The organism is Streptococcus salivarius (genome assembly GCF_002094975.1).
Lineage (GTDB): Bacteria > Bacillota > Bacilli > Lactobacillales > Streptococcaceae > Streptococcus > Streptococcus salivarius_D.
This window is the reverse complement of sequence record NZ_CP015283.1, coordinates 1,475,977-1,490,047: the sequence shown is the minus strand read 5'-3', so window position 1 is coordinate 1,490,047 and position 14,071 is coordinate 1,475,977. Positions and strand designations below refer to the sequence as shown.

The following is a 14,071-nucleotide window of genomic DNA, read 5'->3' as shown; positions in this document are numbered from 1 at the left end:
AGTTTAACGTCCTTACTCTTTAAAGGCGTGAGAACATACGCATCAAAAAGAGATTAAACTGTACTTCCTTAGCGTAGTAAATATTTCCGCCATTTGTATAAAGTTTTCCGCCACCATAGTACATGGCAACTGGTTGGTAATAGGTGTATGTTTTCCCGCTGGTGTTTCCTAGACTCGGAGCAACGACATTTTTAGAGTAAGCCTTTGCGAGTTCGACGGTGTTAACTCCACCATTATCAGCCACATAATCGATATAGGCCTTACCAAAATTATAGGCTTGTACTGCTGTCCAAGGATCCACCTTATGGTGGGCAGCTTCTTCCAGATTTTCCGACAGCACCGTCACCCCCTGACGAATACTTTCTTTTCGATCTGTTATGGAGTTGGTCACCCCTGTAGAACTTTCACTGGACTGCATCACGTCATCTGTCTTCCCCTTGGTTTCTGTGTAGATCATAGCCAGAACCAAATCGACATTGGTTGTATTATCAATGTCGTCCTCTGCCAAAACCTCCTTAACCATGGATTCATAGGTTAAGACATGTTGAATATTGGCATGGATTCGATAGCATTGGATACCTATGATGAGGACTACGACAAAAACCGCCAGACGTCTTATCCATTTAAACATATTATTTATTGATGATATCCTCGATATTTTTGATGAGAATAGAGTAGGTGCCATCAGGATTTTGAATAAACTCAACACTATCAGCATCCTGATACACATTATTAGGCACAATTAACTCAATTCCGTTCGATAACGATAATTTTTGATTCTCCAATTTCTTAATTTGACGCGAATGGTCAATATCTGATACCGAGATAGGCTCAGGTATGGCCTCTTTGAGCTCATCAACGAAGGTCAAACGAGCTGTCAAATTATTATCAAAGAGCTGGTCTGCCAATTTTTCAGGTGATAACTCTTGATCTTCTTCCAAATTATTGAAAATAGCAGATTTCATTTTCCCTTGGAAGTTAAAGTCATCCTGATTAAAATTCTCGGCAATCTTCTGGGCAGTATCTTCAACCATCTTAATCGATTTTTTGACAGATTGTTCAGGCTGGACCTGCAACAGATTTTCAGAGAAATAATTGGCAAAGCTTCCATTATGCTTGATTCGCTTTTCAATCAAATAATACTGCTTACTACTACGATTGATTACCAAAGCTTCATCAGGTGTCTGGGCTGCAGAAGGCAAATTATTCTGTGACAATTGAATAGGATGTTGGCTATCTCCCAAAGAATGAATCAAACTATCCTTGAGAGCAATACGCAAGAAAGCAAAATACTCTTGCCCTTCTTTGTCAAACTGAATAAAGACCAAATCATTGGTCTTTTGATCTTCAGAAATGACAAATTCTTCCTTCCAAAGTTGGGCAATCTTAACTGAGCTTTCCATCAAATCATCACCTAAATGACTGATGAAAACATTCTCTGCATCGAAATAACCACGTTTAGCCTCATCTGAGAAAACTTTAGAGAGTTTCTTTCGGAAATACTCATCTAAGCGTGGCGTTATTTCAAGAGGCCCTTCTGCTAAAACCAGCTCCGTATCATTTGGCGAAAACTGGTGAATGATAATGCGTTTAATATATAAATCTAACATAGTTTTTAATAGAGTGGGAAGGCATCTGTAAGAGCTTTAACTTCTCCACGAATGCGTTCCAAAACTTCAGGTTTATCGTGATTTTCCAAAGCTTCAACCATTAATTCAGCAATTTTACGGCTCTCAGCTTCACCCATACCACGACTTGTGATGGCTGGACTACCAACACGGATACCTGATGTCTTGAATGGAGACAATTGCTCGTAAGGAATACCATTCTTGTTCAAAGTAATATTAACTTCTTCAAGAACGTTTTGTGCAACTTTACCATTTTCAACAACTTTAGTCACATCAACCAAGAAGAGGTGATTGTTAGTGCCACCTGAGATAACACGGAAATCTGGATGTTGATTGAAAACGTCAGCCATGGCAGCAGCATTCTTGATAACATTTTCCCCATATTCCTTAAAGGCAGGATCAAGTGCTTCTTTAAGAGCAACAGCTTTAGCAGCAATAACGTGTTCCAATGGACCACCTTGCAAACCAGGGAAGACCGCAGAATTTAATTTCTTAGCGATATCTTCATCATCAGTCAAAATCAAACCACCACGAGGGCCACGAAGCGTCTTGTGAGTTGTTGTAGTTGTCACATGTGCATGAGGAACTGGACTTGGATGATGACCAGAGGCTACAAGACCGGCAATGTGAGCCATATCTACCATGAGGTAAGCACCTACAGCATCAGCAATTTCACGGAATTTAGCAAAATCAATGATACGTGAGTAAGCTGAAGCCCCAGCAACGATGAGTTTTGGTTGTACTTCTTTAGCTTGAGCCAGAATAGCATCGTAATCAAGGAGTTCAGTTTCCTTATCAACGTTGTATGCCACAAAGTTATAGGTCTTACCAGAGAAGCTAACTGGTGCACCATGTGTCAAGTGACCACCCGCTGACAAATCCATTCCCATAACCGTATCACCTGGTTGAATCAAAGACATGTAAACTGCTGCATTGGCTTGGCTACCTGAGTGAGGTTGCACGTTGGCAAATTTTGCTCCAAAAAGTTCTTTGGCACGCTCAATAGCAAGAGACTCAACCACATCAATCACGTCTGTACCACCATAGTAACGTTTACCTGGATAGCCTTCTGCGTACTTGTTAGTCAAGAGAGTTCCTTGAGCAGCCATTACTGCTTTAGATACCACGTTCTCAGAGGCAATCAACTCGATATTGTTTTGCTGACGTTCTGCCTCAGCATCGATGGCGTTCCAAAGTTCAGGGTCAAATGCTTTGTAATCTTCTTTATCAAAAATCATAGAGGTCTCCTTTGAGGTCTAATGGGGTTCAATCAACTCACCCACATACAGTCGGAAATTATCTCACACTTCCATATGTCTCTGTTAGTCATTTATTCTATGGTCAACTCGGGTAGAGCCGCCAATAGGTCTTATCCTTTTATCAATTTAATAAACCGTTTCTGCATCTTATCACAAGTATAACCTACTTTTTCATAAAATGCATGCGCACCCAGACGATGGTCAGCAGAGTTTAAGCGAATAAACTCATAACCGCGTCTTTTTGTTTCTTGCTCCAACCCTTCAAGTAAAATTTTACCGATCCCCATCCCTTGTCTTTGAGGTAAAACTGCTAAAGCCAAGATATTAAATCCTACATTGGAATAGAGACATTCATAAACCTCTGCATGAACGTAGCCAAGGAGTTCATGACTAGCATCATCCTCATAACCTAGTAGAAAATGATGTGGGTCTTTGGATAATCTAGCTAGTTGACTAGCCGTTTCCTCTGAACTAAAAGCATAACCTAAAGCCTCTTTGTTAATCTCACAAATTGCTTCAACATCTGTCGCTATCAAATCACGTAGCATGTTATACCTCCTCGAAAGGGATTTTTGGTAGCTTGGCAAGAATGTCTTCTTGAGTGATAGAACCTTGCCGTAAAATTTTTACCTTGTTGCCAGACAAATCCAAAATTGTCGAATCTACACCTAACAAGGCATCATCATCTTGATAGCCAGTCACCTGAAAATCAAATTGGTCTCTTATTTGGTCAAAATAACGACCACTAGCCTTCCCAGACTTATTGGCTGAGGGGCCAATCAAGGGCCCTTCTGCTTGAATCAGTTTTCTAGTGACAGGATGATCTGGCAAACGGAAGCCAACTGTCGCCAATCCTGAATTAATCCATCTTGGGACTTTATCATTAGCTTTTAAAATGATAGTCAAAGGCCCAGGCAAAAAAGCATCATACAATTGTTTCAAATATTTGGGCTGCTCTTTCGAATAAGACAGGATATCTTCATAAGAAGCGACATTCAAATTCATGGCTTTATCTCTAGGACGATTTTTCAGCTCATAGACATGGTTCACAGCACTCTCATCCAAAGCCTTAGCAAATAAACCATAGACAGTCTCTGTAGGAAGAACAACTGCGCCACCGTCAGACAAGATTTCTCTTAACACTTTCTTATTTTTCATCATCCATCACGACCATTCTATCTTGTCCAAATTGGTCCTTAAGGACACGCACTCGCTTATCTGGAAAATGTAGAGACAAGAGTCCCTTCAAATCCTGGCCCTGCTTATAGCCAATTTCAAAGTAGAGCTTTCCACTAGGAGTCAAATACTTATTTGCCTCCTCAATAATCTGTCTATAAATGGCAAGTCCCTCTTCATCAGCAAACAAGGCCATCTTTGGCTCGCTAGCCAAGACATTGATACCAACTTCGTTCTTATCATTTTCAGAAATATAGGGAGGATTTGACACAATGATATCAAAACTGCCAGAAATATTTTCGAAAACATCCGATTGAACAAAGCTAATGTCTACCTGATTTAGCTTAGCATTCTCCTTGGCAAGCTCTAGCGCATCCACTGATAAGTCACTAGCTGTTACTTGCCACAGGGGGCAACTCTTTTTCAGGGATGCCGAAATAGCACCACTCCCAGTTCCGATATCAAGAACCTTAAGCTCTGTGCTTGGGTTTTCCGCTAAAATCAAGTCAACTAGTTCCTCAGTTTCAGGACGTGGAATCAAGACACGCTCATCAACCTGAAAACGTAAGCCATGAAAGTCTTCATAGCCCAAGATATACTGGGCAGGCTTGTGATTCTTTAATTGGCTAAATGCATGAGCTAATAACTCAGCATCTTCCTCTGAAACTTCCTGACGCAATTGAAGAACAAGATGAGTCAAGTCCCACTGCTTCAAACCACGATAAACAAAGGAAAGGGCCTCTGGCTCTTCTCCAACAGCCTCAAGCTGCTTCTCATAGTCAGCAAGAACATCCGCTAGAATCATTTGTTAAGCTCTTCCAATTTTTGAGTTTGATCGTAAAGAACAAGAGCATCAATGACTTCATCCATTTTCCCAGCCAAAATTGTATCTAGTTTTTGAAGGGTCAAACCAATACGGTGATCCGTTACACGGTTTTGTGGGAAGTTGTAAGTACGGATACGCTCTGAACGGTCCCCTGTACCAACAGTAGATTTACGCTCAGCATCTTGTTCATCTTGAGCGATTTGTGCAAAGTGGTCCGCAACACGTGCACGGATAACCTTCATGGCTTTATCACGGTTCTTCTGTTGTGTACGTTCTTCTTGCATCTCTACTTTGATTCCAGTAGGAATGTGAACCATACGAACCGCAGTCGCAACCTTATTGACGTTCTGACCACCAGCACCAGATGCGTGATAGATATCGACACGAAGGTCCTTAGGATCAATTTCGTACTCTACTTCTTCAACTTCTGGCATAACCAAAACAGTTGCTGTCGAGGTATGAACGCGACCTTGGCTCTCAGTCACAGGCACACGTTGTACACGGTGTGCTCCTGATTCATATTTGAGTTTTGAGTAGACTGATTGTCCTGAAACCATGGCAACCACTTCTTTGATACCACCAACACCATTGTAAGATGCTTCCATAACCTCAAAGCGCCAACCTTGTGTTTCTGCGTATTTTTGGTACATAGCTAAAAGGTCACCTGCAAACAAGGCAGCTTCATCACCACCTGCGGCTCCACGGATTTCGAGGATGATATTCTTGTCATCATTAGGGTCTTTTGGCAAGAGAAGAATTTTCAAGCGTTCTTCATACTCTTCTTTAGCGGCTTTGGATTCTTTGAGTTCTTCCTTAGCCATTTCTTCCAAGTCAGGATCACCGCTTGCTTCCTTAATCATCTCTTCAGCATCTGAGATACTTTGAATGACTTGCTTGTACTCACGGTAAGCTGTCACCGTTTCACGAGTATTTGCCTCTTCACGTGACAACTCCATGAAGCGTTTAGTGTCTGAAACGACTTCAGGGTCACTAAGCAATTCACCCAATTCCTCATAACGGTCTTCAACCGCTTGTAACTGATCATAAATATTCATTTGTTATCTTTACTCCTTATATAACTAATAGTCGTTTTTAGGCCTTATTCAAAGGGATTATGTTTTCTTGAGGGGGATTAAACCAGTGCTTTCGACAAACAGAGATATAACTCTCGTGTCCTCCAATTTGAACTTGTGCTCCCTCATAAACTGGCTTACCATCTTCCATACGAAGAACCATGGTTGCCTTTCTCGAGCAATAATGACAAATAGTCTTAATCTCATCAATCTTATCAGACAAAAGCAAAAGATACTTAGATCCTTCAAAGAGATTGTTCTGAAAATCATTTTTGAGACCAAAAGCCATCACTGGGATATCTAACTCATCAACAATTCGTGCCAAATCATAGACATTTGCACGGGTTAAAAACTGAGCCTCATCAACTAAAACACAGTAAGGTCGTGGATCCATATGAGCAACGTAACCAAAAATATCTGTATCATCACCAATAGGAAAGGCCTTCCGTTTCATGCCAATACGACTAGAGATATAGCCGACCCCATCTCGATTATCCAAACGACTGGTCAATAGTACCACTGGTTTTCCTTGTTCTTCGTAATTATAGGCAACCTTAAGAATCTCAATGGATTTCCCAGAATTCATGGTGCCGTAGCGAAAATAAAGTTGTGCCAAACCAGTCTCCTCTAAAATATGTATTGTACTTATTTTATCATAATTCTAAGCGTAAAAGGGAGGGAGACTGAACAATTTTTGAAAAAAGTTCGCCTCACTCCCTTATTTTTATGATAGGTTTAACTTGTGTTTCAAACGGCTCAATCTTATCTTCCTGATAAAGTTTTACCAGTCTAATAGTTTCTTATGAATAGGCTTTAGCCAATTTTTCAAGAAGTTCTTCTTTCTCCTCATCGCTAGCAAATGAAGCTTCGATTGCCGTCTTATTATGAGCATAGAAGTCTTGAACTGAGCTATCAAAATGCTTGTGATAGAGTTCGTACTCTTTGGTCAGGTTTGTATCAGAAACGGTACGATTGTCCGTATTAATGGTAATATTAGCACCTGCCGCTTTCATTTTTAGATAAGGAAAATCAGAAACTGTAACGGCTGCCTTGGTCTGGAGATTACTTGTTAAACATAACTCTCCTGTGACACCATTTTTGACAAACTCTTCCAGAAGCTCAGGCTCTTGAGCCAGGATCGTTGCATGACCATTACGCTTAATTCCCATGGCAATTGACTCAGCCAAAAAGGCTGGGCAACCACACTCACCAGCATGGAAAGTCATGGGACGGTTGTAACTTTGGACTTGTTCAATCAGAGGTTTAATCGCTTTAGGTCCATAATGATGCTCATCTCCAGCAAAATCAAAACCAACAAAGTCACTATTTTCAACTTCATTTGCTTCATCAAGAATACGGGCCGTTAATTCTTGATCTGATTGGCGCATGCCACAAACTAGGGCCTTAGCTACAATACCAAATTCTTCTTGAGCTTGACGTAAGCCTTGACAAACAGCATCAATGGTTTCAGCGACAGTCAATCCCTTATCCATTGACAATTCTGGAGCAAAACGCACTTCAATATAGATAACATTTTCAAGAGCAGCCTGTTTAGCAACATCATAAGCCACAACGGTCAAGGCTTCCTTTGTTTGAAGCAAAGGACGAATATAATCAAAAGCCTCAAGATAATCTAAGAGACTCTCACAGGTAGCAGGTGCTGTCACATGGTGTTTGAGCTCTGCATCGTCCTCAGGTAACTCAATCTGTGCCAAGTCAGCTAGGTGACGAATGGTTTCCAATGATAGAGAACCATCCAAATGGCAGTGTAGTTCTGTTTTAGCCAACTTATGAAAATCAATAGCAGTCATTCTTTTCTTCCTCTCTAAACAATATGTTTTTTATCAGATAAAAATTAATTTTTACTATCTTATCATTCTTATGGAAAAAGTCAAGGTGTTGCGCCTAATAGGACGTAGTAGATTCTTGAAATGCCATTAGCATTTTGTTAGGATGTAACTATCAAGAATACAAGGAGAAACTTTATGTCTGACTATATTTTACCAGTAGTTTGGGAAAACCCAACCTCTATGGGAGGTGCCTGGGGTGGCCTCAATCAACCTACAGCTGGTGCACGTTTTGAACAAACTTTACCTAAAGGTGACCAACCTTTCCAACTCTATACTCTTCCGACACCAAATGGTATCAAGGCAACTATCATGCTGGAAGAATTGAAAGAACTTGGTGTAACTCAAGCAGGTTATGACGCTTATCGTATTAAGATTGGTGACGGTGACCAATTTGGCTCAGACTTTGTTTCAATCAATCCAAACTCAAAGATTCCAGCAATGATGGATTACTCTGAGGACCAACCGGTTCGTGTCTTTGAATCAGCTAACATCCTCCTTTACTTGGCTGAAAAATTCGGCAAACTCATTCCAACTAATCACGCAAAACGTACGGAAGTTCTCAACTGGCTCTTTTGGCAAACAGGTGCTGCGCCTTTTCTAGGTGGTGGCTTTGGGCACTTCTTCCACTATGCACCTGAAAAAATCGAATATGCCATCAACCGTTTTGTCATGGAAGCCAAACGCCAACTTGACCTGCTGGATAAAGAATTAGCAACCAAACCTTATATTGCTGGTGATGAATATACTATCGCTGATATTGCCATCTGGTCTTGGTATGGTCGTCTTGCTCAAGATAAGATTTGGGATAAGGCTGGTATTTTCCTTGACGTTAAAGAATACAAGCACCTTCAAGCTTGGACTAAAAAAATTGCCGACCGTCCAGCGGTTAAACGCGGACTTGAAGTCGACTATAAAGAGATCTAATTTTTATAACGGTTTGCCTAGGCTAACCGTTTTTCTATTGTTTCATGATATAATAGAAGCAAAATGACAAGGAGACATTCATGACTGTATTTCAAGCTATTTTAGAAAAAATCAAAGCCTACGACACTATTATTATTCACCGCCACCAAAGACCTGACCCAGATGCCATTGGTAGTCAGGTAGGACTGAAGGAAATTTTAAAAACAAACTTTCCAGATAAAAAAGTCCTTGTGACTGGTGTCAATGAGCCTACCTTATCTTGGATTGCTGAGATGGATGAGGTAACTGACCAAGATTATGAAGGGGCGCTTGTTATTGTTACCGATACAGCCAACACCCCTCGTATCGACGACGACCGTTTTGATAAAGGTGACTTCCTTATCAAAATTGACCATCATCCTAACGATGATGCTTACGGAGACCTCCTCTTAGTTGATACGACTGCTTCAAGTGCCAGCGAAATTGTGACTGACTGGGCCCTCAGCCTTGGTCTTTCCTTGTCAGATGCCGCTGCTCGTGTTCTTTACAATGGTATTGTTGGCGATACAGGCCGCTTCCTCTTTCCATCTACTACTCCTAAAACACTTCAAATCGCAGCTAAACTTCGTGAATACGACTTTGATTTTGCAGCAATGGCTCGTCGTATGGACAGTTTTCCTTTCAAAATTGCTAAACTACAAGGTTATGTTTTCGATAATCTTGAGGTCGATGAGAATGGTGCAGCTCGAGTTGTCTTGACACGAAAGATTTTGGATGAATTCAATGTCACTGATGCTGAAAGTTCTGCCATTGTTGGCACTCCAGGCCGTATTGATTGCGTCGAATCTTGGGCTATTTTCGTAGAGCAACCTGAAGGGCATTACCGTGTCCGTCTACGCAGTAAAAGCATTGTCATCAACGAGATTGCCAAACGCCATGATGGTGGCGGCCACCCACTTGCTAGTGGGGCCAATTCCTACAGCTTAGAAGAAAACGAACAAATCTATCAAGAAATCAAGGATACAGTTGCCCATGCAACTCACTAATCGTCGTGTACGTCTCATGGGAACTGTGATTGACGTCTCTATCTATCATAAAGAACCAGAACCCCTGCTAGACCAAGTTGAAGCACTTCTACATACCTACAATAAGCGCTTCTCAGCCAATGACGACAGTTCCGAACTCATGAAAATTAACAAGGCAGCAGGCTTACATCCAGTGACAGTTCACCCAGAGCTTTTTGAACTTATTTCTCTTGGAAAATGGCATAGCTGCCAACCTGGAAGTCACCTTAATATTGCTATTGGGCCTCTCATTCAGACTTGGCGCATTGGTTTTTCTGATGCTAAGCTGCCTCTTCCTGAAGAAATTCGTCCACTCCTGGACATCATCAATCCCAATGCCATTCTTCTATCCGAGGAAACTCAAAGCGTTTTTCTCAAAGAAAAAGGGATGAAAATTGATCTTGGTGCCCTAGCAAAAGGATATATTGCAGATCGTATTGCAGATTTTCTTAAAGCTGAAAAAGTAACCAGTGCCCTAATCAATCTCGGAGGCAATGTCCTAACCTTTGGACCAGCCCTCCATAATCCAGACCACAAATGGCGAATTGGTATTCAAAATCCTAAGGAGACTAGAAACACAAATCTTATGGTGCTTGCTATAAGAGACCAGTCTGTGGTCACTTCGGGAATCTATGAACGCACTTTTGAGATTGATGGCAAAACCTACCATCATATTTTTGATAGCCAAACTGGTTATCCAGTCTCCAGTGACCTAGCCAGCCTTACCATTATTTCATCCCTCTCAGTGGATGGTGAAATTTGGACAACCCGCTTATTTGGCTCTAGTCTCGAACATATTTTCCAGGAAGTTAGTTCACAAGCTGAGCTGGAAGCAATCATCGTTGATAAAGACAATCACTGCTTTCAGACAGGTGGCATTTACAAAATGCGAATTTCCTAAAAAATAGTAAAAAAGACTTGTCAAGTAGACCACCTTTTGATAAACTAAAATAGTTAAAAAAAACTATGGTGCGGAAAGTACCATGGCAGAAAGGAAATATTTTAACATGAAAAAAGATATCCATCCAGATTACCGTCAAGTAGTATTCATGGACACAACTACTGGTTACCAATTCCTTAGCGGTTCAACTAAACACTCAAACGAAACAGTTGAATTCGAAGGTGAAACTTACCCACTTATCCGTGTAGAAATTTCATCAGATTCACACCCATTCTACACTGGCCGTCAAAAATTCACTCAAGCAGACGGACGCGTGGATCGTTTCAACAAAAAATACGGTCTCAAATAAGCAACATCTTGTTGTTAAGCCATTCCGATTGGAATGGTTTTTTTGTATGCTCTTGGATATAATCTCTCCTACTCCCCTCCTATAAAATAAAAAAACAGCTTCCATATGGAAACCGTTTAATCCTATTAACCTGCTTTACCGATAGCCAATGCCCAGATAAAGAAGAGAGCAAATCCAAACAAGAAAATCAAACCTGCAATAGCAAGTCCTTTCAACCAAGTTGGAAGGTCTTTCTTCTCTTTTGTAACAAGTACATAATTCAAAAGCGCAAAGAAAGGTGTTGTAAGGAATGAACCAATCATGGCGAAACGAAGCATGGTTGCTACTTGACCTTGGAAGAAGAAAATAATGATGAGACCAAGAATAGCTGTCAAGGTCATCCAAATATTCAAAGGTGTTTGATTTTTTTCTTTTTGGTTAAACAAAAGACGAAGAGAAATTTCGTTAACACGTGAGTAACCATCAATAACGGTAATTACAGTACCAAAGATACACAAGAAAGCGATAAAGGTAATCAAATAGCGTGACCACTCACCAAGCACTGATGCGTACATACCAACAAACTGTGCAATATACTTAGCTGATGCGGCTTCTACTGGCTTACCAGTTGGATACTGAATAAGAGCCCCAAGTGCTACAAAGAATACCGCAAGAATAGCTGTTCCGATGTAACCAACGTTAAAGTCAAAGAGGGCATCATCAGTGTTGAAATCAACAGTTTTCTTTTTCTCAGCTGACCAAAGTGAATTAATGGCTGAAATTTCAATTGGTGCTGGCATCCATCCAAGAAGTGAAACGATAAATGGAAGGGCTGCGAGCTGCCATGGTGTTTTTTCAACGAAGTCAGCATTGTACTCCGGATGTTTGATTGCCGCAATAATAACTGCTGCTACTGTTGCGATAGTCAAAGCTGACATAATCCATTTGGCCATACCATCAAGAAGTTTGTAACCACCAAAGAGTAACATACCCCAGATAATGGCAACCAAAATAATTGACCATGTGGTAATACTCAAACCAAGCATTGGAAAGGCACTAGCAATGATGGCTGAACAAAGAATAGAAACTCCCGCAGTATTAACCAAGGCTGAGAAGACATTCAAAATGAAGAATACCCAAAGATAGAATTTACCTTTCTCAGCATAACCTTCAACGAGGGTTTTACCTGTATCTGCGGTATACTCAGCACCAAAACGGAAGAATGGGTATTTGAAGAGGTTAGCTAGAATAACCAAGCCTAACAAGGCCCATCCATAAGAACCACCAGCTTGGGTTGATGAAACGATATGGGAACCACCTACGGCCGCTGAAGCCATTAGGATACCAGGTCCCATTGCTTTTATTTTACTACGCCAGGTAGACTGACTAGTTACACTTGTTTGTGACATAAGAGAATCTCCTAAAACAAATTTTCAGAATAATCTGAATTGATGTTTACCATTTTACACAATTGTTGGAATAATTTCAATAGCATTTCACATATTTTCTGAAAAATAGAAAAAGCCATCCAACGGATAGCTCTTTTACTATTTAGAAAGTCCTGTAAAGAAATCTACGATAGCTTGCCAGATTTGTGCAAAAATATTTTTGCTGTTCTCAACCGCTTTGTTGGCATTAAAGTTTAGGTTGATTCCAGAGAAGGTATTACCAGCTTTCGAAACGATAGAATCTTTAAGTGAACTCAAGGTTGACTTAAAGCTAGCACTGTCAATGATTGAAGACTTAGATAAATTCAAAGCAAAATTCACCAGAAGGTTAATTTGCGTATCAGAAAGATCCAAGTTGTAATTATTGATAGTCTGCTGAACAATCGTTTTAGCTTGGTCTTCAGTCAACTTATCCCCTTTATCAGCAACTGCTGACTTAATATCAGTCATAGCTACATTAAGCTTGTCCGCATCATAGTCAGTCTTACCTGAATTTTCCTCATTAATTTGAGAAAGGGTTTTAAGTTCCTCCTGCGCAAGCTCTTTGCTTTCATCTGAAACCTTAGCCCCATTTTGCTCAAGGGAATAGTAAATACCAGCCAAGGCACTTTCTCCAGTAACTGCGATTGGTGCTGCTACCGTAATCTTAGCGTGTTCGATACCAAGTGTCGTGGCAGCATTACGGTACATATCTGGAGTGATTTTCGTGATATTTTGCGGTGTCACAATCTCTACACTCAAGGTTTCCTTAGCACCAAGCTTAGCAATCTTAACAGAAGAATATAGCTGAAGACTAGAATCGTCAGCAACGTTCATGATATTCGCATATGCAGATGTCGTCAAGGTCTTGACATTAGTATCCTTACTGCTGTCATACCCTAACAAATTCAAGGTTTCATTACGTTGCTCTTCCGACAATGAATACCCCATCACATAGTCTGGTTGAACATAAGATTCATCAATGACCTTTTGGACTTGCGATGATGTTGCTGCTTGCGCAACCGAAGTGAAGGCTGTTACTGAAGCCAATAAAGCCATCCCAGTAACAAGTAGTTTTTTCAATTTCATGTGTGTTTCCTTTCGAAAATAGAATATTATTCCATAATCTCCTAAAGGACGACTGGCTATGAGTCCAATCGTGAATTTATTATACCATGACTTAAAAAATTAAGGTCAAAAAAACTACTCGTGTAACTCCAAGGGAAGACCATCTGGATCAGCAAAGAAAGTCATCTTTTCACCGGTAAAAGTGTCTTTGCGAATAGGTTGGCAGGAAATACCCTTTTCTTCTAAACTCTTGACGACCTCTTCAATATTAGTCACTCTGAAAGCTAAATGACGTAAGCCACATGCCTCAGGATAAGATGGACGTTTAGGTGGCTCCACATAGTTCGGATCACTGGTCTTATTGCCAAAGATTTCAAGTTCTATATCCCCACAACGTAAGTCTAACTTATAATCATGGCGTTCTCTACGGTGATTTTCCCGAATAATCTCAAAACCAAGTTTATTGACATAAAAATCTCGAGACAACTCATAATCAGAAACAATAATAGCAACATGGTGCACTGTATTTAAAAACATATTTTCCTCCATAGAAAAAGGCCAGAAGGCC

At 40.6% G+C, this 14,071-nt stretch carries 16 protein-coding genes; 4 read left to right on the top strand and 12 right to left on the bottom strand.

Going from position 1 to position 14,071, the window contains the following annotated elements; translation table 11 throughout:
* Nucleotides 1-19 precede the first annotated feature (19 nt).
* The 9 genes from V471_RS06965 to add all read right to left on the bottom strand — a co-directional run bounded on the left by V471_RS06965 (nt 20) and on the right by add (nt 7,773).
* Nucleotides 20-631, bottom strand: coding sequence for a lysozyme family protein (locus V471_RS06965; RefSeq protein ID WP_037611402.1), 612 nt, complete (start codon nt 629-631; stop codon nt 20-22).
* 1 nt (nt 632) lies between these two features.
* A complete protein-coding gene (locus V471_RS06960) occupies nt 633-1,610 on the bottom strand; it encodes a nucleoid-associated protein (RefSeq protein WP_004182031.1) in 978 nt (325 codons plus the stop codon).
* 5 nt (nt 1,611-1,615) lie between these two features.
* On the bottom strand, nt 1,616-2,866 hold the full coding sequence (gene glyA, locus V471_RS06955) for a serine hydroxymethyltransferase (protein WP_002891158.1): 1,251 nt from the start codon (nt 2,864-2,866) through the stop codon (nt 1,616-1,618).
* Between the two features lie 131 nt (nt 2,867-2,997).
* Nucleotides 2,998-3,435, bottom strand: a complete 438-nt coding sequence (locus V471_RS06950; protein ID WP_049554087.1) for a GNAT family N-acetyltransferase — start codon at nt 3,433-3,435, stop codon at nt 2,998-3,000.
* 1 nt (nt 3,436) lies between these two features.
* On the bottom strand, nt 3,437-4,048 hold the full coding sequence (locus V471_RS06945) for an L-threonylcarbamoyladenylate synthase (protein ID WP_049554086.1): 612 nt from the start codon (nt 4,046-4,048) through the stop codon (nt 3,437-3,439).
* Entirely contained in the window at nt 4,035-4,868 is an 834-nt protein-coding gene (prmC, locus tag V471_RS06940) for a peptide chain release factor N(5)-glutamine methyltransferase (RefSeq protein ID WP_049554085.1), read from the bottom strand. Before prmC ends, V471_RS06945 begins: the two co-directional genes overlap by 14 nt.
* Nucleotides 4,865-5,944, bottom strand: coding sequence for a peptide chain release factor 1 (prfA, locus tag V471_RS06935; RefSeq protein WP_049554084.1), 1,080 nt, complete (start codon nt 5,942-5,944; stop codon nt 4,865-4,867). The genes prmC and prfA overlap by 4 nt, the downstream gene beginning before the upstream one ends.
* Before the next feature lie 37 nt (nt 5,945-5,981).
* The gene (locus tag V471_RS06930; protein ID WP_045772372.1) at nt 5,982-6,578 is read right to left on the bottom strand and encodes a thymidine kinase; all 597 of its coding nucleotides are present in this window, start codon (nt 6,576-6,578) and stop codon (nt 5,982-5,984) included.
* 184 nt (nt 6,579-6,762) lie between these two features.
* The gene (add, locus tag V471_RS06925) at nt 6,763-7,773 is read right to left on the bottom strand and encodes an adenosine deaminase (RefSeq protein ID WP_084871332.1); all 1,011 of its coding nucleotides are present in this window, start codon (nt 7,771-7,773) and stop codon (nt 6,763-6,765) included.
* A gap of 174 nt (nt 7,774-7,947) precedes the next feature.
* On the opposite strand from add, the gene yghU reads away from it, so the two are divergent.
* The 4 genes from yghU to V471_RS06905 all read left to right on the top strand — a co-directional run bounded on the left by yghU (nt 7,948) and on the right by V471_RS06905 (nt 11,029).
* Nucleotides 7,948-8,736: a glutathione-dependent disulfide-bond oxidoreductase gene (gene yghU / locus V471_RS06920; protein WP_049554083.1), complete on the top strand. Its 789-nt coding sequence runs from the start codon at nt 7,948-7,950 to the stop codon at nt 8,734-8,736.
* A gap of 80 nt (nt 8,737-8,816) precedes the next feature.
* Nucleotides 8,817-9,761 (top strand): DHH family phosphoesterase, encoded by a 945-nt coding sequence (locus tag V471_RS06915; protein WP_049527123.1) that lies wholly within the window; start codon nt 8,817-8,819, stop codon nt 9,759-9,761.
* Nucleotides 9,748-10,680, top strand: a complete 933-nt coding sequence (locus V471_RS06910; RefSeq protein WP_049527122.1) for an FAD:protein FMN transferase — start codon at nt 9,748-9,750, stop codon at nt 10,678-10,680. The genes V471_RS06915 and V471_RS06910 overlap by 14 nt, the downstream gene beginning before the upstream one ends.
* A gap of 106 nt (nt 10,681-10,786) precedes the next feature.
* A complete protein-coding gene (locus V471_RS06905; RefSeq protein WP_003093591.1) occupies nt 10,787-11,029 on the top strand; it encodes a type B 50S ribosomal protein L31 in 243 nt (80 codons plus the stop codon).
* Between the two features lie 125 nt (nt 11,030-11,154).
* Here the strand turns inward: V471_RS06905 and V471_RS06900 are convergent, their stop codons facing one another.
* From V471_RS06900 to gloA2, 3 genes are all read right to left on the bottom strand, one after another.
* Nucleotides 11,155-12,417, bottom strand: a complete 1,263-nt coding sequence (locus tag V471_RS06900) for an NRAMP family divalent metal transporter (protein WP_049527112.1) — start codon at nt 12,415-12,417, stop codon at nt 11,155-11,157.
* A 138-nt stretch (nt 12,418-12,555) separates the two neighbouring features.
* On the bottom strand, nt 12,556-13,524 hold the full coding sequence (locus V471_RS06895; protein ID WP_049527111.1) for a DUF1002 domain-containing protein: 969 nt from the start codon (nt 13,522-13,524) through the stop codon (nt 12,556-12,558).
* A 114-nt stretch (nt 13,525-13,638) separates the two neighbouring features.
* Nucleotides 13,639-14,040, bottom strand: a complete 402-nt coding sequence (gloA2, locus tag V471_RS06890) for an SMU1112c/YaeR family gloxylase I-like metalloprotein (RefSeq protein ID WP_045772368.1) — start codon at nt 14,038-14,040, stop codon at nt 13,639-13,641.
* Nucleotides 14,041-14,071 lie beyond the last annotated feature (31 nt).